20 protein-coding genes and 1 pseudogene are annotated in these 19,119 nt (G+C 56.8%); 14 read left to right on the forward strand and 7 right to left on the reverse strand.

Annotated features, from left to right (window positions below; translation table 11 throughout):
- The 9 genes and pseudogenes from QZ517_RS15165 to ccoS all read left to right on the forward strand — a co-directional run.
- Positions 1-248: pseudogene (locus QZ517_RS15165) on the forward strand (cytochrome-c oxidase, cbb3-type subunit I); the annotation flags it as partial.
- 15 nt (positions 249-263) lie between these two features.
- Complete coding sequence (ccoO, locus tag QZ517_RS15170) at positions 264-995, forward strand: cytochrome-c oxidase, cbb3-type subunit II (protein WP_294228339.1); 732 nt, start codon at positions 264-266, stop codon at positions 993-995.
- Positions 996-1,007: 12 nt separating this feature from the next.
- Positions 1,008-1,193: a cbb3-type cytochrome c oxidase subunit 3 gene (locus tag QZ517_RS15175; protein ID WP_294228341.1), complete on the forward strand. Its 186-nt coding sequence runs from the start codon at positions 1,008-1,010 to the stop codon at positions 1,191-1,193.
- A complete protein-coding gene (ccoP, locus tag QZ517_RS15180; RefSeq protein WP_294228343.1) occupies positions 1,190-2,056 on the forward strand; it encodes a cytochrome-c oxidase, cbb3-type subunit III in 867 nt (288 codons plus the stop codon). Before QZ517_RS15175 ends, ccoP begins: the two co-directional genes overlap by 4 nt.
- A 308-nt stretch (positions 2,057-2,364) precedes the next feature.
- Positions 2,365-3,360, forward strand: a complete 996-nt coding sequence (locus tag QZ517_RS15185; RefSeq protein ID WP_294228345.1) for an AraC family transcriptional regulator — start codon at positions 2,365-2,367, stop codon at positions 3,358-3,360.
- A 118-nt stretch (positions 3,361-3,478) separates the two neighbouring features.
- The gene (ccoG, locus tag QZ517_RS15190; protein ID WP_294228371.1) at positions 3,479-4,915 is read left to right on the forward strand and encodes a cytochrome c oxidase accessory protein CcoG; all 1,437 of its coding nucleotides are present in this window, start codon (positions 3,479-3,481) and stop codon (positions 4,913-4,915) included.
- Positions 4,915-5,376, forward strand: coding sequence for a FixH family protein (locus QZ517_RS15195; protein ID WP_294228347.1), 462 nt, complete (start codon positions 4,915-4,917; stop codon positions 5,374-5,376). Before ccoG ends, QZ517_RS15195 begins: the two co-directional genes overlap by 1 nt.
- A 3-nt stretch (positions 5,377-5,379) precedes the next feature.
- Positions 5,380-7,569: a heavy metal translocating P-type ATPase gene (locus QZ517_RS15200; RefSeq protein ID WP_294228348.1), complete on the forward strand. Its 2,190-nt coding sequence runs from the start codon at positions 5,380-5,382 to the stop codon at positions 7,567-7,569.
- 1 nt (position 7,570) lies between these two features.
- Positions 7,571-7,729 (forward strand): cbb3-type cytochrome oxidase assembly protein CcoS, encoded by a 159-nt coding sequence (ccoS, locus tag QZ517_RS15205; protein WP_294228350.1) that lies wholly within the window; start codon positions 7,571-7,573, stop codon positions 7,727-7,729.
- 81 nt (positions 7,730-7,810) lie between these two features.
- Here the strand turns inward: ccoS and QZ517_RS15210 are convergent, their stop codons facing one another.
- Entirely contained in the window at positions 7,811-9,199 is a 1,389-nt protein-coding gene (locus tag QZ517_RS15210) for a D-alanyl-D-alanine carboxypeptidase family protein (RefSeq protein ID WP_294228352.1), read from the reverse strand.
- A gap of 191 nt (positions 9,200-9,390) precedes the next feature.
- Positions 9,391-10,092, reverse strand: coding sequence for an HAD family hydrolase (locus QZ517_RS15215; protein ID WP_294228353.1), 702 nt, complete (start codon positions 10,090-10,092; stop codon positions 9,391-9,393).
- An 87-nt stretch (positions 10,093-10,179) separates the two neighbouring features.
- Between QZ517_RS15215 and clpS the strand changes: the two genes are divergently transcribed.
- From clpS to hemF, 4 genes are all read left to right on the forward strand, one after another.
- Complete coding sequence (clpS, locus tag QZ517_RS15220; RefSeq protein WP_283426857.1) at positions 10,180-10,518, forward strand: ATP-dependent Clp protease adapter ClpS; 339 nt, start codon at positions 10,180-10,182, stop codon at positions 10,516-10,518.
- A 27-nt stretch (positions 10,519-10,545) separates the two neighbouring features.
- Positions 10,546-11,529 (forward strand): class I SAM-dependent methyltransferase, encoded by a 984-nt coding sequence (locus QZ517_RS15225; RefSeq protein WP_294228355.1) that lies wholly within the window; start codon positions 10,546-10,548, stop codon positions 11,527-11,529.
- 45 nt (positions 11,530-11,574) lie between these two features.
- Complete coding sequence (locus tag QZ517_RS15230; protein WP_294228358.1) at positions 11,575-12,375, forward strand: SDR family oxidoreductase; 801 nt, start codon at positions 11,575-11,577, stop codon at positions 12,373-12,375.
- 75 nt (positions 12,376-12,450) lie between these two features.
- Positions 12,451-13,344: an oxygen-dependent coproporphyrinogen oxidase gene (gene hemF / locus QZ517_RS15235; protein ID WP_294228360.1), complete on the forward strand. Its 894-nt coding sequence runs from the start codon at positions 12,451-12,453 to the stop codon at positions 13,342-13,344.
- Positions 13,345-13,361: 17 nt separating this feature from the next.
- Here the strand turns inward: hemF and QZ517_RS15240 are convergent, their stop codons facing one another.
- On the reverse strand, positions 13,362-13,922 hold the full coding sequence (locus tag QZ517_RS15240; protein ID WP_294228362.1) for a hypothetical protein: 561 nt from the start codon (positions 13,920-13,922) through the stop codon (positions 13,362-13,364).
- 105 nt (positions 13,923-14,027) lie between these two features.
- Positions 14,028-14,987: a hydroxymethylbilane synthase gene (gene hemC / locus QZ517_RS15245; RefSeq protein WP_294228363.1), complete on the reverse strand. Its 960-nt coding sequence runs from the start codon at positions 14,985-14,987 to the stop codon at positions 14,028-14,030.
- 198 nt (positions 14,988-15,185) lie between these two features.
- Here hemC and hemE point away from each other — a divergent pair, with 198 nt between their 5' ends.
- On the forward strand, positions 15,186-16,220 hold the full coding sequence (hemE, locus tag QZ517_RS15250) for a uroporphyrinogen decarboxylase (RefSeq protein WP_294228365.1): 1,035 nt from the start codon (positions 15,186-15,188) through the stop codon (positions 16,218-16,220).
- A gap of 101 nt (positions 16,221-16,321) precedes the next feature.
- On the opposite strand, the gene QZ517_RS15255 is transcribed toward hemE, so the two are convergent.
- From QZ517_RS15255 to QZ517_RS15265, 3 genes are all read right to left on the reverse strand, one after another.
- Complete coding sequence (locus QZ517_RS15255) at positions 16,322-17,398, reverse strand: CaiB/BaiF CoA-transferase family protein (protein ID WP_294228366.1); 1,077 nt, start codon at positions 17,396-17,398, stop codon at positions 16,322-16,324.
- 110 nt (positions 17,399-17,508) lie between these two features.
- Positions 17,509-18,333, reverse strand: coding sequence for an SDR family NAD(P)-dependent oxidoreductase (locus QZ517_RS15260; RefSeq protein ID WP_294228368.1), 825 nt, complete (start codon positions 18,331-18,333; stop codon positions 17,509-17,511).
- Between the two features lie 10 nt (positions 18,334-18,343).
- Positions 18,344-19,119, reverse strand: a 776-nt coding sequence (locus tag QZ517_RS15265) for an acyl-CoA dehydrogenase family protein (RefSeq protein ID WP_294228370.1), incomplete at its 5' end; no start/stop codon positions are given.

Consider the following 19,119-nt stretch of genomic DNA (forward strand, 5'->3'; position numbering starts at 1 on the left):
ACGCGGCGTCCATGTGGGTGACCGGTATCATGGAAGGCCTGATGTGGCGTGAAGTAGATGCCAATGGCTTCTTGGTGAACTCCTTTGCCGACACTGTGGCAGCGAAGAAACCGATGAACATTGTACGCGGTCTGGGTGGGGTTATGTTCCTCTCGGGTGCCGTTATCATGTGCTACAACCTGTGGATGACTGTACGAAAGGCACCGGCGAAAGCGGCCAGCCTGTCCGTTGCAGTTCCGGCAGAATAAGGAGGGCCGGCAGCTATGGCTATTCTCGACAAACATAAAATCCTCGAGACCAACGCGACCCTCCTGCTTGTGTGCAGCTTCCTGGTCGTAACCATCGGTGGCATCGTTCAAATCGCGCCGCTGTTCTGGCTCGAAAACACCATTGAGGATGTAGAGGGCATGCGCCCCTACACCCCTCTCGAACTCGCGGGGCGCGATATCTATCTGCGTGAAGGCTGCTACGTCTGTCACAGCCAGATGATCCGCCCAATGCGCGACGAGGTGGAACGTTACGGTCACTATTCACTGGCGGCGGAATCCAAGTACGACCACCCGTTCCAGTGGGGCTCCAAGCGGACAGGTCCTGACCTGGCCCGTGTGGGTGGACGTTACTCAGACGACTGGCACTTGGATCACATGCGTGACCCGCAGAGTGTGGTGCCTGAATCCGTGATGCCAAAATATGGCTTCCTCGAGAAGAAGATGCTCGATGGTAAGTACATTGGTGACCTCTTGAAAGCGAACGCGATTGTGGGTGTGCCTTACACCGAAGACATGCTGGAAAATGCCCAGTCTGACTTCATGGCGCAGGCTGATCCGGACAGCGATTATGATGGTCTTCTTGAGCGGTATGGCGAAGATAGCGTGAACGTGCGTAACTTTGACGGTCATGCAGGTGTGTCCGAAATGGATGCGATGATTGCGTATCTTCAGATGCTGGGCACGTTGGTTGATTTCTCGACCTTCACGCCGGCTGCGTCGCGGTAAGGAGGGGATCTTATGGAAACCTATTCTTTCCTGCGGGAGTTCGCGGACAGCTGGATGCTATTGTTCCTGTTCTTGTTTTTCCTTGCGATCGTGCTGTGGGTGTTTCGTCCCGGTGCCAAAAAGGAATACCAGGACACGGCCAGCATTCCGTTCCGTCATGAAGACAAACCGGCCACGACTGAGGAGGCACGGACATGAGCAAGCCATCAAAAAAGTTTGACAACGATCCAAATACCACCGGCCACGTGTGGGACGGGATTGAAGAGTTTGACAATCCTATGCCGCGTTGGTGGCTGTGGGTGTTCTATGCGACGATCATCTGGGGCATTGGCTATGTCATTGCCTATCCAGCATGGCCGGGCATCAATGGTGCAACCAAAGGTCTGTTGGGCTGGTCATCTCGTGCCAATGTTGCAGCTGACATCCAGTCTGCCGAAGACAAGCTGGCGCCAATCAATGCCAAACTGGAAGCTGCGGAGCTGACACAGATCACAACTGATCCTGAGTTGGGGCCCTATGCGGTTTCCGCAGGTGGTGCTGTCTTCAAGACATGGTGCGCGCAGTGTCACGGCTCTGGTGCGGCTGGTGCCATTGGCTATCCAAACCTGTTGGACAACGACTGGCTTTGGGGCGGTGATATCGAGAACATCTACGCCACTGTGAAGCATGGTATCCGCAACGAGGAAGACGGCGATGCGCGGTATTCCGAGATGCCAGCCTTTGGGGATGATTACCTCGAAGATGATCAAATCGACGCGGTTGTGAACTATGTGATGTCGCTGTCCGGTGAGGCAAAGGACGCTACGGTTGTGGCAGCTGGCGCTGAGGTCTTTGCGGACGAATGCTCCTCCTGTCACATGGAAGATGGTACAGGTGACCGCACCCAAGGGGCGCCAAATCTGGCGGATGCGATCTGGCTCTTTGGTGGGGATTACGACTCCATCAAGGAGACTGTGACTTACAGCCGCTTTGGCGTGATGCCCTCTTGGGGCAACCGTTTGACCGAAGCGCAGGTGCGCGCCGTGTCTGCGTATGTGCATCAGCTGGGTGGCGGTGAATAACCCAATCCATTGTCAGAAGAATGGGCCGCTCCGAGACATCGGGGCGGCCTTTTTATTTGCGTTTTTTGCGCGTTTGTTGAGCGCATTTGACTAAGATCAAGTTTTTGCGTGATTTGCTTTGCTAGAACAGGTTCAAGGGCAGCACGCCGCAACCGGAGCTGTCCATTGGGTGTCGATCTTTCCGTCCTGTTCGCGCGTTTCCTGGAAAGATCGGCCCCCACTACTCCCCTAAATCCTTGCAGATTGCGCCAGATGGTTGGCGAACCGCGCCATCTCTCTTATGTTTGCCTCGGTCGAAGGAGGTAGAGATGCACAAACAGGTCCGGTATCCGATCCACAAATCAACGGCTGGCCTTATGCGGTCAGTTGGCGTGTCGCCGGAGCGTGTCTTGCGCCGTGCAGGAATGCCAAGCGATTTGTTTGAGGCCGATACGCGCGGTGTGACGGCGCAGCAATTTTTTACGCTTTGGGAGGCAATTTCGGATGAAATTGACAACCCAAAAGTGATTGTAGAGATGGCCAAAGCCATGGCGCGGGGGCCGTTTATTCCGGCGGCGTTTGCGTTTTCCTGTAGCCCAAACATCGCCACAGGGCTGCGGCGCAAAGCGGTCTTTAAACCGTTGGTGGCGCCCATTCAGCTGTTGGTGTCAGAGACCGACACTCATCTGACACTTGAGATCGATGTGGCTGAACCCAATCTGTACGTGCCAAAGTGCATGGCCGCATTTGAGATGGTGTATTTCTTGGAAATGTGTCGGACGTTCACCGGTGTGGACCTCTTACCTGTTGAAGTTGGCGTGCCAGCTCTGATGGAGGATCAGGTGATTTTTGACCGGCATTATGGCCGCAAGGCAGTGATCGCGCCGCGTCCAAAGCTAACCCTGACTCGGGAAGATGCGTATCGCCCGTTGATTTCGGAAAACCCACAGCTTTGGGCTGGCTTTGAGCGCGAGTTGACACGTCAGTTGGCAGAGCATCGGCGCAATCAGCCGATGTCAGTGCGGGTTCGCAACGCTTTGCTGGAGTTGTTGCCGGCTGGGCAGGCGACGGTGGATGCGGTTAGTGATCGACTTGTGACAAGCCGACGCAGCTTGCAAAGGCACTTGCGCAATGAAGGGCAGACGTTTCAATCGGTCTTGGACGAAACACGCTCTGATTTGTCGCTGCATTACCTGCGGCAAGGTGACATGAGCGTTGAAGAAATCTCTTTTTTACTGGCTTATCGCGATCCCAATTCGTTTTACCGGGCCTTCCAAAATTGGACTGGGCGCACCCCTGCGCAAATGCGCACAGAGCTACTCTGACGCAGGGAGGTTCCCACCGGGTGGGTGTAAAGGTGAGTCACAAATGTGAGATTTGACACAGGTCAATGTTCTGGCGTCCAATCGTTGGGACAAGATCGAAAATCTCCTCTCCAAACATGTGAGTGATTCCGTGAGCAAAAGTCCTGCGCCGTCCCTGTACGAGGCACGCGAGCCAATCTTTCCGAAACGCGTTTACGGGCCGTTTCGCAATTTAAAATGGATTATTATGGCGATCACGTTGGGTATTTATTACCTGACGCCGCTGTTGCGTTGGGACCGTGGGTCAAGCCTGCCGGATCAGGCCGTCCTAATCGATATTGCCAACCGCCGCTTCTTCTTTTTTATGATCGAGATTTGGCCGCACGAGTTTTATTTTGTGGCCGGGCTGTTGATCATGGCTGGCCTTGGGCTGTTTCTGTTCACCTCCGCTTTGGGCCGTGTGTGGTGCGGATATGCCTGCCCACAAACGGTTTGGACGGATTTGTTTATTTTGGTGGAACGTTGGATCGAAGGGGATCGCAATGCGCGCCTGCGTCTGCACCGTCAGAAGAAGATGGATGTCCGCAAAATACGCTTGCGGATTACCAAGTGGGTGACGTGGCTCCTGATTGCAATGGCCACTGGTGGTGCCTGGGTTTTCTATTTTGCAGATGCGCCAACGTTGGCCGTGGATCTTGTGACCGGGAACGCACATCCTGTTGCCTACACCACGATTGCGGTGTTGACGTTCACCACCTTCTTCTTTGGTGGCTTTGCACGGGAACAGATTTGTATCTATGCCTGCCCTTGGCCGCGCATTCAGGCGGCGATGATGGATGAAGACACGCTGACTGTGGGGTATCGCGAGTGGCGCGGTGAGCCACGCGGCAAGGGCAAACGCACCGAAGACACGGACCTGGGCGACTGTATCGATTGTATGGCCTGCGTGAATGTCTGCCCTGTTGGTATCGATATTCGTGACGGGCAGCAGATGGAGTGCATCACGTGCGCGCTCTGCATTGATGCCTGTGATGACGTGATGGAGAAGATCGGTAAGCCGCGCGGTTTGATTGATTATCTGGCGTTTTCGGATGAAGACCGGGAGCGCGCTGGCACCCCGCCAAGGAGTGTTTGGAAACACATTTTCCGTCCTCGCACGATTATGTATACGTCGCTTTGGTCATTGGTCGGCGTTGGGCTTGTTGTGGCGCTGTTTATGCGGTCAGATATTGAAGCCACAGTTGCGCCGGTGCGTAACCCAACCTTTGTGACTTTGTCAGATGGCTCAATTCGCAACACCTACGAAGTACGTCTGCGCAACAAACATGGCGAAGACCGCATGTTCCGGATATCGTTGAAAGGTGAACCTGATCTGCGGGTGCAGCTTGAAGGTACGCCATATGAAGCGGTAAATGTCCCGGCAGACCAAATGAAAAACCAGCGTGTTTACGTCATTGCCCCAGCAGGGTCCGCTCCGGCCAATGGCAGCCTGACCAACTTCCGCTTCTGGTTTGAAGACACGGGCAACGGCGACCGGGTGCACAAAGACACAGTATTTAATGGAAAGGGCCAGTGATGGCTGAGAAAAAATTCACTGGAAAACACTTCCTGATGGTGTTTGTGGGGGCGTTTGGCGTGATCATTTCCGTCAACCTCTTACTGGCATGGAACGCGGTTGCGACGTTTCCTGGCCTGGAGGTGAAAAACTCCTACGTTGCCAGCCAAAGCTTTGATGAGCGCCGCAACGCGCAAGAGGCCTTGGGCTGGGACGTCAGTGCCCGTGCCAAAGGCGGCCTGCTGATCCTGTCGATTACCGATGAAGACGGTGCGCCGGTCCAAGTCACCAATCTGGATGCGGTGCTGGGACGGGCGACACATGTGCAAGATGACCGCACACCGGATTTCCAGTTTGACGGCAAAGCCTATGTCGCGCGTGAAGAACTGGCACCGGGCAACTGGAACATTCGTATGAATGCCACTGCTTTGGACGGCACGCCGTTTGAGCAGCGTGTGATCTTGCGTGTGGAAAAGAGCTAAGCCATGACTGCGGCGCTGCGCCCAAATATCTCTGCCTGTCCGGCCTGTGATGCGGCTCCGGCAGCGGAGGCATTGGCAGAGCAGGCAATGCAGGAAGAGGCACGGATTGCCCTGTCCGTACCAACTGTGCACTGCGCCGCCTGCATCTCAACCGTGGAAACTGCTTTGGCCGCGCATCCTGGCGTACATTCGGCGCGGGTAAATCTGACGTTGAAGCGGGCATCAGTGGAGGCGGACGCAGAGGTCACGGCCGAAGTTCTGGCCACTGTTCTCGAGAAAGTGGGCTATGAGGCGCATGAGCTAGACGCGGGCACCTTGAGCGCCACGCAAAACGACAAGGCCGGGCGTGATCTTCTGATGCGCTTGGCGGTGGCGGGCTTTGCGTCGATGAATGTGATGCTGCTGTCGGTCTCGGTTTGGTCTGGCGCAGAAGCCGCCACGCGGGACATGTTCCACTGGATCTCTGCGGCCATTGCGCTGCCGACAATTGCGTTTTCTGGCAAGCCGTTCTTTGTACATGCCTGGAGCGCGTTGAAGCACAAGCGCTTGAATATGGATGTGCCGATTGTGCTGGCAATTGTGTTGGCGGTGGCAACCTCGCTTTGGGAGACAACACTTTCCGGTGAGCATGCTTATTTTGATGCGGCGTTGACGTTGGTGTTCTTTCTGTTGGCAGGGCGTTATCTGGATCACCGCACACGTGCCGTGGCGCGATCTGCAGCGGAAGAATTGGCTGCGTTGGAAGTGCCACGCGCCGTGCGTGTTGTGGACGGGCAGGACGAAACGGTTGCAGTGAAAGAGTTGGCTGTTGGCGATCTGGTCCGCGTGAAACCGGGTGGGCGTATGCCGGTGGATGGTGAGATCGTTGAGGGACGCTCGGAGCTAGATCGCTCATTACTGACCGGGGAAACTCTGCCGGTGTTTGCTGAGCCAGGCCAAGCGGTGAGTGCAGGGGAAGTGAACCTGACGGGGCCCTTGATGATCCGTGCCACGGCTGTGGGTGAGCAGACCAGCCTGCATCGCATGGCGGATTTGGTGGCTGTGGCTGAATCTGGGCGGTCAAATTACACATCCCTGGCTGACAAAGCGGCAAAGCTCTATGCGCCGGGGGTGCATATCTTGTCAGCGCTGAGCTTCCTTGGTTGGTATTTGTTTACTTTCGACTTGCGCACGGCGCTCAACATTGCGGCGGCGGTATTGATTATCACCTGTCCCTGTGCACTTGGTCTGGCCGTGCCTGCTGTGACTACGGCCGCATCTGGTCGGTTGTTCCGCAAAGGCATGTTGATCAAACACAGCACAGCGTTGGAGCGATTGGCGCAGGTCGACACAGTTGTGTTTGACAAAACAGGGACGCTGACAGCGGGTGCGCCGGAACTGATCAATCTTGAGACACTTGAGGAAAAAGACCTCTCCGTTGCATTGGCGTTGTCCATGACCTCGGCCCACCCGCTGAGTACAGCGATCACCAAAGCCGCACAGGCCTCCGGTGTGCGCCCGGCGCGGGTGAGCGAGATCGAAGAGGTGCCGGGCTATGGCACACAAGGAAAGCTGGATGGCATGTTGGTGCGGCTTGGACGCCCCGCTTGGGTTGGCGCCAAGGCAGGCGCACAGACGGCGGCTTTCTTGAGCGTGGGGGAAGAAACTCCGGTCGGGTTCTATTTTGTCGACACGTTGCGTGAAGGCGCAGAGGCCTGTGTTGATGCGCTGCAGGATGCGGGCAAGGAGGTTATCCTGATGTCCGGGGATGCCACCGGCGCGGTGGAAAACCTTGCCAACCGCTTAGGCATTGCCAAATGGGTGGCGGAAGCGCTGCCAGAAGACAAAGCCAAGCGGGTTCAGACCTTGGCCAAAGAGGGTTGTCATGTGCTGATGGTGGGCGACGGTCTCAACGACACTGCGGCGCTGGCCTCTGCACATGTCTCCATTTCTCCTGCCTCGGCTTTGGACGCCGCGCGTGTGGCGTCTGACATTGTGCTTTTGGGGGGCGATTTGTCGCCGATCCCAAATGCGTTGGATGTTGCCAAGAGCGCGATCAAACGAATCCGGGAGAACTTCAGGATTGCGACGGTTTACAACATCGTCGCAGTGCCTTTGGCCGTGGCAGGTCTGGCAACGCCATTGATTGCTGCGTTGGCGATGTCTACGTCTTCGATTACTGTGTCCCTAAACGCCCTGCGCCTGAGAGGATGACATGCAAGTTCTGTCGTATCTGATTCCCATCTCTCTGTTTTTAGGAGGCATTGGACTGGTCGCGTTTATTTATACGGTGCGGTCTGACCAATATGATGATCCGGAGGGGGATGCGCAGCGCATTTTGTCTGGGCAATATGACGACAAACCCAAGATGTGAACGCGCTCAGTTTGGTTGCAAATGAAAAGGCCGTCGCAGGTTGCTGCGACGGCCTTTTCATTGTGAGAATGAGGAGTGGGATTAACCAGGCCCAAGTGTGTAACACGTGACCTGACGTGCCTGAAGTCGGCGGCAGGCGAGATCAGCGGTTTCTTTGCTCATGCCCAGAAAGTTGGCCTCAAAGCCGCGGGAATTCTTCACAACTTTGCGCAGGCTGCCGTCCAGTGTGGCCATTTCGGCCAATGCGGTTTTGAGCAGCATTTTTTCTGCGGCAAAACGGCTGTTGTAGCGTCCCACATTGATGCCCCAGTGGCGTCCGCCTGCGGTGGAAATCCGGGTCACGACCTTTGGCTGTGGCGGTGGGGTTGGTTCTTCTTGCAGGCTCGCAAGCGTCACACCGGAGTTGTTTTGTGCCTGCAGTAGGGCGGATTGAATGTCGTGCTCGATGACTGTGGCTGCGGCCACAACAGAGTCTTCAGACATGGCCGCTGCGGCGACAACCGAAGGCTGCGCTTCGCCCGCGGTGGTTGGGCGCAACACCGGGCGTAGGGATTTTTTGACCGCGGTGGCCACGCGGATTGTTTTGCCAACCGGAGCTGTTTTCCCCTGGTAGGCTGGCAGGCCGGGCTTGCGCATAGCAACCCTGCTGGCGGAGCGGGTGAAGCCAAGATCGAGAAGCTCCGCCACTTTGGCGTTTCGCGTGGCTGTGGAACGGCCGCCAAACACAGTTGCAATCACACGCTTGTTGCCACGTTCTGCGGATGCCACGAGATTGAAGCCTGCGGCGCGGGTGTAGCCGGTTTTGATACCGTCTGCGCCTTTGTAGGCGGCCAGCAAGCGGCGGTTGGTGTTGTTAACGGTCTTAATGCCTGCGCTGGTGGAGCGGCGGGAGAAGAGGTTGTAATAATCCGGATAGTCATAAAGCACGTGGCGTCCCAGAGTGGTCATATCACGTGCGGTGGACATGTGCCCGCTTTGGGTCAAGCCATGCATGTTTTTGAACGTGGTGTTGGACATGCCAAGCGCTTTGGCCGTGCGGTTCATGCGTCGGGCAAAAGCGGCTTCGGAGCCTTCGATGGCCTCACCAATCGCGGTGGCGGCATCGTTTGCGGATTTTACCGCTGCCGCGCGGATGAGATACCGCAACGCAATCCGTTGACCCGCCTGCAAGCCAAGCTTGGAGGGCGGTTCGGCGGCGGCATTTTTGGAGATCTTCACCTTTGTGTCCAGGCTGATTTCGCCATTCTCCACCGCTTCCATAGCGATGTAGAGCGTCATCATTTTGGTCAAAGACGCCGGATGTAGTCGCGTATCGGCATTGCGGCTGTGCAGGACTTTGCCGTCCCGCGCGTCAATCACCATTGCTGCATAAGGTGCCGCAAAGGACACCACTGGGGTCAACAGGGCACAGAATGCCAGTGTTGCCAAAAATAGCCCGAAACGGGCCGGCTGAATGCGCCGCGCCTTCATGTGAACTGCTCTTTTTTCTGCCTCAGGTCGCCGGTTTTCCGGTCTGACCAATTATTATTACAGAGAGCGTAACACAGGGATGGAAACGAATAAAGCTTGTGTTTCCGGAGATTTGTAGGGGCTTGTTCAGGTGGGGGCGTAGATGTTGTGGCTCGCGGGTGCTGCGCCGCTAGACCTGCCTCTGAATGGGCTTAACCAACGTCTTCGACCAGTGGCAAAACTTCAGACAGTGACGAAAGCGCCACAAAACGAGGGTTATCCTTTGGGGCTTCAGCCTGTTCCAGAGCCCAAGCGGGGCCGTTGGGGACATGTGCGGCCCAGCTGCCAACGGACAAGGACGGCACAATGTCGGATTTCATTGAGTCGCCCACCATAAGGGCGCGCTCCGGGCCATCCGCGTAGCTGTTGAAGGCCCGAATATAGGTGTCAGATGTTTTGTGGCTCACAATCTCGACCCACTCAAACAATTCTCCCAGACCGGATTGGGCAACCTTGCGTTCCTGGTCGAGTAGATCCCCCTTTGTGATGAGGAGAAGGCGGTGGGTTTTAGAAAGAGTTTCAACAACTTCTTTGGCATGTGGGAGCAATTCAATTGGGTGTTGCAACATCTCTCGGCCGCAGGTCATCAGTTCGGCAATCACAGACGCCGGGACCCGTTCTTCGGTGACTTCGATGGCTGTTTCGATCATCGACAGCACAAATCCTTTGGTGCCAAAACCGTAGTGACCAACGTTGCGCCGTTCCGCGGCCAAAAGGCGCTCTTCGAGGTGAGCCAGCTCCGTAAAGTCCGATAATAGCTCCGCAAATTTGGCTTGGGTCAGGCGGAAAAATCGTTCTGTGTGCCACAGTGTATCGTCTGCATCAAAGGCGACAGTTGTGAGGGTCTTGGTCATGAAAAAGGTCCGATTGTTCCTGACCTCTTTTCTATGACCAACTTCAGGCTATATAAACACCAAACCATGAACCGGATTCTTGTGAATATGCCATTGCAGACGATGAACATGAGCATGGGTGATGATGACGGCGGCGATCTGGGGATCGCGCTGGAGACTCGCACCCGCACCAAAAAGCCGCCGCTTTACAAGGTGATGCTGCTCAATGACGACTACACACCGATGGAGTTTGTGGTGCTTGTGTTGGAGCGGTTCTTCTCGATGACCCATGCGCAGGCGTTTGAGATTATGCTGACGGTTCATAAAAAAGGCGTGGCGGTTGTTGGTGTGTTCAGTCACGAAATTGCAGAAACCAAGGTCACTCAGGTGATGGATTTGGCGCAACGCCATCAACATCCCCTGCAGTGTACGATGGAGAAGGAGTGACCGGGGCTGCCCGGTTCACCGCATAAAATGTCCCATTCCCGATTGTCATTGGCCGTAGACGACTACGGCCTGTTGTTGCCGTCTGAAGGACGGATTGCTGTGTTCGGCCCGCGTGTTGGCTTTGACATAAGCGTTTTATCGCGTGCACAGGTGCATGTTGTGCAGCATCTGAAGCCTGATTTTGATGCTTTCTCTGGCGCCGGCTATGACGCTGACGTTGCTGAAGAAGGTCGCTACGCCGCCGCCGTTGTGGTGTTGCCACGTGCCAAGGCGTTGGCACGGGATTTGATTGCGCGGGCTTCAAAATGTGCAGACCTGGTCATTGTCGATGGGCAGAAAACTGACGGCGTTGATGGGCTTTACAAAGAGTGCCGAAAACGCGCCGATGTTTTGGGCAGTTTTGCTAAATCTCATGGGCGCCTGTTTTGGTTTGAAGGTGGCGATTTTGACGACTGGTTGGCTGGCGCCCCCGCAAAAATAGAAGATCGCTTTGTCACTCGTCCGGGTGTGTTCAGCGCGGATGGTGTGGACCCGGCGTCTAAGATGTTGGCAGCGGCGTTGCCACCCAAACTGGGGCGCGTTGTCGCGGACCTTGGGGCAGGGTGGGGCTACCTCTCGTGTGAGATGGCGGCGCGCCAGGCCTTTGATGTGTTGCACTTGGTTGAGGCAGATCATGTGGCGCTGGAGTGTGCCAAAGAGAACCTGACGGATGAGCGCGCGCAGTTCCATTGGGCGGATGCCACCAACTTCAAGCCCGGTCATCGGGTGGATACGGTTGTGATGAACCCGCCGTTTCACACCGGACGCAAGGCGGAGCCCGCGCTAGGCGAGAGTTTTATCCGTGCAGCGGCAAAAATGTTGGCACCTTCTGGGCACCTTTGGCTGGTGGCCAATCGGCACCTGCCTTATGAGGCCACGCTTCAGGATGCGTTCCAGACGGTCGAAGCCGTTGCCGGGGACACCCGATTCAAGGTATTGCATGCACAGCGCCCCACGCGGGCCAAAGGGTGACACAGAGCTGGTGTAGGCTCATGGACAGTGTGATGGGGATCGTAAATGTCTTTTAATATTGCGGGTAAAACCGCCATTATCACCGGATCGGCCAATGGCATTGGTTTGGCTGTAGGACGGCATTTTGCGGATCATGGCGCCAATGTCATGTTTGCGGATGTGGATGATAAAAGCCTGTGTGCGGAGTTTGGCGAACGGCCCGAAGAAGGCAATGTGCGCTATTTTGCCGGGGATTTGCGCGAGAAGTTGACGATCAACAATCTGATCTCCGCTACGATTGATGCCTTTGATGACATTGACATTTTGATCAATGGCTGTCGGCAAGTGACCACCAGCGATCCATTGGATCCGGATGACACAACTGTTGATCTGATGATCCAGCAAAACCTGATGACATCTTTGCGCCTGAGCCAGATTGTCGCCAAGCGCATGATTAAGCAGGCGGAGGGGCGTGACGAGGGGGCTGCGGGGGCGATTGTGAACCTGAGCTCGATTGCCGCACAGCGGTCTCAGCCGGACTTGCTGGGCTATTCAATTGCCACTGCCGCGTTGGACCAAATGACACGCGCCATGGCCGTGGCGCTGGCGCCGGAGCGTATCCGTGTGAATGCGGTGGCCATTGGGTCTGTTATGTCGGCAAGTCTGCAAAATGCACTGAAAGACAACCGTGATTGCCGAAATGAGATTGAGCAGCACACCCCATTGGGCCGGATTGCAGCCCCAGGCGAGGTGGCCGATGCCGTACAGTTTTTGGCCTCCGAGGCAGCAGGCTTTATGACAGGGCAGATTGTGACCGTCGATGGTGGCCGCTCGCTTTTGGACACTGTGAGCACGCCCGCACACTAAGTATAGCGCCGTTCTGCCGCTGGTGTCTGTGCGTTGCCAATGTTAGGCAATGCGGAGCAAAACAGAGGGGCGGATATGTCTGATCAGATGGACACCGAAAAGCAGCAAGCAAGTGCGTGGTTCCGGGAATTGCGGGATCAGATTGTGGCCGCTTTTGAAGACCTGGAAAACAGTCATTCAGAAGGCCCTTTTTCTGGCCAAGAAGCTGGCCAGTTTGAAGTCACCGAGACCACACGTAGCAGTGCGGATGGGTCAGATGCCGGTGGCGGATTGATGTCAGTCATGCGCGGCGGGCGTGTGTTTGAAAAAGTGGGCGTGAATATCTCCACAGTCTATGGCGAGCTGGGCGAGCCGGCACAAAATGCCATGGCGGCGCGCAAAGGCTTGCCAGGCATGAAAGACGACCCACGGTTTTGGGCCAGTGGCATCAGCCTTGTGGCGCATATGCAGAACCCACATTGCCCAGCGGTGCACATGAACACCCGCATGTTTTGGACCCCACATGGCTGGTGGTTTGGCGGCGGGTCTGACCTCAACCCATGTCTCGAATACGATGCGGACACCACCCATTTTCATGGTGTACAAAAAGCGCATTGTGACGCGCACGGGGAAGACCACTATCCGCGTTTGAAAGCTTGGGCCGATGAGTACTTTTACATCCCGCACCGTAACCGCGCCCGTGGGGTTGGGGGCATCTTTCTGGATGATCACAACACTGGGGATTGGGCGGGGGATTTTGGCTTTATTCAGGACATTGGCAAAGCCTTCCTGCCAGCCTTTGTGCCGTTGGTTGAGAAACGTCGTGTGGACGAATTTGGCGAGGCGGAGAAAGATGCGCAGCTGGTGCACCGCGGGCTCTATGTGGAGTACAATCTGGTTTACGACCGTGGCACCAAGTTTGGCCTGGAAACCGGCCATGACGCCAATGCGGTTCTGATGAGCCTACCGCCAATGGCCAAGTGGGTGTAACTCTCAGAGCGTTAGCGCTACTGCGCCTTGCGGATCTTGCTGCACAGGAGAGCGTGGACAGCTTCAACTTCGCTAAGGTCGCCCCGCAAGGCGGTTAGTTCCGCTCCGTCGGATTTCAGGCGGATGCGTAGGGCAGCTTTGCCGTTGGCAACGTCGGTGCGCCGCACATAGATGCTGGTGATGTCACGGAGCGGCAGTTTGCGGGCGCCCTTTTGTTGATCCCGCCGGTTCAGGGCGCACAGGACCAGGGTGCGGGATTTGGACTCAAACCGGATTTCGGCGCGATGGCCTTTCATAGCAAAGCGATACGCGGCTATGCCGATCAGCGCAAAAGCGATGGAGAGCAGGGACTTGGATAGCATTGGGTTGCCAGCAAAGTTGGCGTCCGGGAAGCTCCACTGCACCAATGAGCTGAGCACAAACACCACGCCGATGAAGCGCAGTACCGTCTCTTTTAGAGAAGAATGACGGAAGTCGCCCTCGGCTTCACGAACGCAATAACCGGCGTTTGATGGCCGCTGCTGCAATGTGTCCCAGTGATAATCGTCGATAGTGCCCAGTTGTCCCAACGCGTGCATGGCTTGGTCCTCTGATCCCTGTTGATAGGACCAGAGTCTCTTAAAAACATGGCCGAAACATGCCGGGAATGGCGCGGTTAAGGGGAAATTAACCGTAAATCGCGGTTAGCTGCGCCAGTCAAAGAAGCCCGTACCACCGCGTTCCAGCAGGTATTTGGCCATGGTCTCGCCCAATGCCGCACCATCTTCGATTGGGGCGGTTTGATCGTCACGCAGACTTTCAGAGCCGTCCGGACGCAACACTTCGCCGCGCAGGCGGAGGGTGTTGCCGTCAAGCTCGGCAAGACCAGCGATGGGTGTTTCACAAGATCCGTCCAGCGCAGCGAGGAAGGCGCGCTCTGCCTTCAGGCGTTGGCCAGTGGGGCCGTCGTGAATGGCCTCCAGTAGGGCAGCGGTGCTCATGTCATCCGCGCGACGCTCGATGCCAATGGCACCTTGGGCGACTGCGGGCAGCATTTCCTCAGGTTGAATTGCTGAGGAGGCCACGTGGCTCATGTCGAGACGGTTGAGGCCCGCCATCGCGAGGAAGGTGCAGTCTGCGATCTTATCTTCAAGCTTTTTCAGGCGGGTTTGCACGTTGCCGCGAAATTCAACGACGTTGAGATCTTTGCGGAAATTCAACAGTTGCGCGCGGCGGCGCAGGCTGGATGTGCCAACAGTGGCACCTTCTGGCAGATCGGCCAAAGTTGCGTGCTGCGGAGAGACAAAGGCGTCCCGCGTGTCTTCGCGCGGCAGGTAGGTGTCTAGCAGCAGACCGTCCGGTTGCAGGACCGGCATGTCTTTCATCGAGTGCACGGCAATGTCGATGCCGCCAACCAACATGGCCTCTTCAATTTCTTTTGTGAACAGGCCCTTACCGCCAACTTCCTTGAGAGGCTTGTCTTTGGCAATCAGCTGCGCATTGTCTCCGGAGGTGGTGATGACCACAATCTCAAAGGCGTCTTCTGCCAAGTCAAACGCAGCCATCAGTCGACGGCGGGTTTCATAGGCTTGTGCAAGGGCCAGCGGAGAGCCGCGGGTGCCAATTTTCAACGTGGAGGCGGGGGTGGGCAAAGTCACTGTCATGACGACGGTCTAATCCTGAGTGGCGGGTCTGGCAAGCGTCCTAAGGGTTGACAACCGAAGGTGCGCGCGAGACCTAGCGTGGGGATGCCTCGCCAATCTGGCAGGGCGGGTGAGTTGGATTGAAAAGGCACGGAAAGTCTGTTGGCTTCCTTGACTCAAATCAACGAGCGATAAATTGGGCAGGACTAAGAGGAACGCATGACACAGACCAAGAAAATTCTGCGGGCTTTGGCCGGCGAGACACTCGACACCCCTCCCATCTGGATGATGCGCCAAGCTGGCCGCTATCTGCCAGAATATCGCGCGACACGTGGCGAAGCAGGCGACTTCCTGTCCCTGTGCTACAACAGCGAATTGGCGGCAGAGGTGACCCTGCAACCGATCCGGCGTTATGGCTTTGACGCTGCCATCCTGTTTGCGGATATTTTGCTTTTGCCACAGGCGCTTGGCGCGGATTTGTGGTTTGTCACCGGCGAAGGGCCACGGCTGTCGACCATCGAAAATCAGGCGGACTTTGACAAGCTGAAGCCTGTTTCCGAGATCCATGAAACGCTCAACCCGGTGTATGAAACCGTGCGGATTTTGAGCCGGGAATTGCCGGAAGAAACCACATTGATTGGCTTTGCGGGCATGCCGTGGACCGTGGCGACCTATATGGTGGCTGGACGCGGAACACCGGATCAGGGACCAGCGCACAAGCTGAAGGATGAGAACCCAGAAGTCTTTGACCAAATCATTGATATTCTGACCGAAGGCACTGTGGAGTATCTCTCTAGGCAGATCGAAGCTGGCGCCGAAGTTGTGAAGCTGTTTGACAGCTGGGCGGGCTCACTGAAAGGCGACGATTTTGAGCGCTATGCCGTTGAACCAGCTAAGAAAATCATCGCGGCCTTGAAAGAACGTCACCCGGATACACCAATCATTGCCTTCCCACGTGGGGCGGGTGAGCGTTATGTTGGATTTGCTGAAGCCACCGGCGCGGATTGTGTGGCGCTGGATGATGGTGTGGCACCTGACTGGGCGGCGGACAATGTGCAGACATCTGGCTGTGTTCAGGGAAATCTGAAGTCTTCCCATATGGTTACCGGTGGTCAGGATTTGGTGGATGAGACCCGTAAGATTGTCGCGGCCCTTGGCAAAGGGCCGCATATCTTCAATCTGGGCCACGGAATCACACCAGATGCTGATCCTGAAAATGTGCAGCTGATGATTGATACGGTGCGTGGAAATTAACCACTGATTCTGACGTCGGTATCACGTCTGTATTACGACTGTTTTGCGGAGGTGCGCCATTGGCGCGCCTCCGTTGCGTTATGGGACCGTGCGTTGCGTGCTTATTTGAGCTCCGCTAGAATTTCGGCGGTGTGTTCGCCGCGCTTGGGGGCAGGTTTGGGGTCTTCGACGCGGTCGTCAAAGCGCGGGGCTGGGGCCGCTTGCAAGTTGCCGTCGCTGTGGTGCCAGACCTGACGCGCGGACATGTGTGCGGAATGGGCGCTTTCTTCGGGGGAGAGCACCACGGCGACACAGGCATCTGACCCAGCAAAAAGATCATCCCAATGCAGGCGCGGCTCACGCAGGAAAATGTCTGTCAGCCGTGCAGTGAGTTTTGGCCAGAGGGCGCGGTCGTGCTGTTTGGCAAACTCGGGATCGCCGGCAAGGTCGAGTTTCCCGAGGAGAGCCGCGTAGAATTGCGGCTCGAGCGCCTGCACGGAGACGTAGCCGCCATCGGCGCAGACGTAACTGCGGGACCAATGTGGTCCGTCGAGTAGGCTGTGGCCGCGCTCCATGGACAGACCGCCCGCTTGGCGCAATGCCATCAAAAGCGTCATCATATGGGCGGAGCCGTCGACAATTGCGGCGTCCACAACGGTGCCTTGGCCAGTGCGTTGGGCGTTAAGGATGCCGGACAAAATACCGATTACCAAATAGAGCGCGCCGCCGCCGATGTCGCCAACCAAAGTGGCGGGGGTGATTGGCGGAGAGCCGGGTTCCGAGGCGTACCAGAGCGCACCGGATTGTGCGATGTAGTTGAGATCGTGGCCTGCGGTTTCTGCGCGGGGACCGGTTTGGCCCCAGCCGGTCATGCGGCCATAGACAAGACGCGGGTTGGTTGCGCGGCAATCGGTGGGGCCAAGCCCAAGCCGTTCCATGACGCCGGGGCGGAAGCCTTCGATCAGCGCGTCGGCGGTTGTGATGAGCTTTTTGGCTGTTTCGAGATCATCTGGGTCTTTGAGATCAAGCGCGATGGACCGTTTACCGCGATCGAGCACGGATTGGTCTGCGGTGATGCCGCCACCGCCGCCTTTGCGATGGATGGTGATCACGTCTGCGCCAAGGTCGGCCAGATGCATGGCAGCAAAAGGTCCGGGGCCGAGGCCTTCGATTTCGATGATGCGGATTCCGCTTAGCATGGGGTTTGCTCTCCGTTACGCCGAGGGCTGCTTAGTCCCGCGGGGTGGTGCGTAAGCGCCGCCCCATGGGGGCGGGACGGCGCAGCCCGACTGGCAGTCGGGCAGAAGATTTAGAGGCCGTTCAAGCCACCGCCGACGGTGAGCACTTGGGCAGAGACATAATTGCTCTCCGGACAGCACATCAGATAGACGCCGTCCGCCGCTTCTTCCGGAGTGCCCGGGCGACCTAAGGGCACCATGGCGGCAAATCCTCCGGCCACTTTGGTTGGGATGCCGATGCCTACGGTGTTGCCATCCACGGTGATGGACTTTTTGTCGTCGGTAGCCTCAGTCAGACGGGTTTCGATGTAGCCAAAGGCGACGCAGTTCACGTTGACCTTGTAGCGACCCCATTCTTTGGCCAGCGATTTGGTCAGGCCCAGCACGGCGGATTTTGCGGAAGAGTAGTTGGCTTGGCCAACGTTGCCGCCGGTGCCTGCAATCGACGAGATGTTGACCACTTTGCGGAAGACTTCGCGGCCGTCTTCGGCTTCCTGTTTGGCGTGGCCTTTGATGAAGCCTGAGGCGGCGCGGAGGATTTGGAACGGTGCTTTCACATGCACGTCCATCATGGCGTCAAATTGATCGTCGGTCATGTGGCCGATCAGGCTGTCCCAGGTGTAGCCCGCGTTGTTGACGATGATGTCGATGGCATTCCATTTCTGGACGCCCGCGCCAATGAAGCGTTCGGCAAAGCCTTTTTCGGTGACGGAGCCAACCACGGCGATGGCGTTGCCGCCTGCGGCGGTGATTTCCTCGACCACGGCTTGGGCCGGGGCTTTCTCGAGGTCATTGAGCACGATGTTGGCGCCTTCAGAAGCGAGTTTCAGCGCGACGGCGCGGCCGATGCCGTTGCCTGCGCCGGTGATGTAGGCGGTTTTTCCGGTGAGTTTCATTGGGCGGTCCTCAGTCGATGTCCAGCGAGCGGGCGATCACTTCTTTCATGATCTCATTGGTGCCGCCGTAGATTTTTTGTACGCGGGCGTCCGTGTAGAGTTCCGAAATTGGATATTCGGACATGTAGCCGTAGCCGCCGTGTAATTGCAGGCACTCGTCGACAATTTCACATTGAGTTTGGGTGCCCCACCATTTCACCATGGCGGCTTTTTCGGCGGTGAGCTGGCCCGCTTCGAGTTCGGTCAGGCAGGTGTCACAGAAGGAGGCCAAAAGTTCGATTTTGGTAGCGGCTTCAGCCAGTTTGAAGCGGGTGTTTTGGAAGTCCATCACCCGTTTGCCAAAGGCTTTGCGTTCTTTCACGTAAGCAAGCGTGTGGTCGAGCGCGCATTGGGAGGCACCCAGCGCCATGTAGCCGAGGATCAGGCGTTCCCAAGGGAGTTGCTTCATTAGCTGGATGAAGCCTTGGCCTTCCTCAGTGCCAATCAGGTTGGTCAGAGGCACGCGCACATCGGTGAATGACATCTCTGCTGTGTCGTTGCGCTTCATACCCATTTTCTTGAGGCAACGGCCCACAGCGAAGCCTTCGAGGTTTTCGGTTTCGACCACGATCAAGGATACGCCCCGGCCTTTGGCGGCGGGGTCGGTCTTGGCAACCAGCACAATCAGGTCGGCAGAACCGCCATTGGTGATAAAGGTCTTGGAGCCGTTGATCAGGTATTCGTTGCCGTCACGGATGGCGGTGGTTTTCACCGCTTGCAGATCAGAGCCAGTGCCCGGTTCGGTCA

Origin of the sequence: uncultured Shimia sp. (assembly GCF_913054185.1) — a bacterium.
GTDB lineage: Bacteria > Pseudomonadota > Alphaproteobacteria > Rhodobacterales > Rhodobacteraceae > Shimia.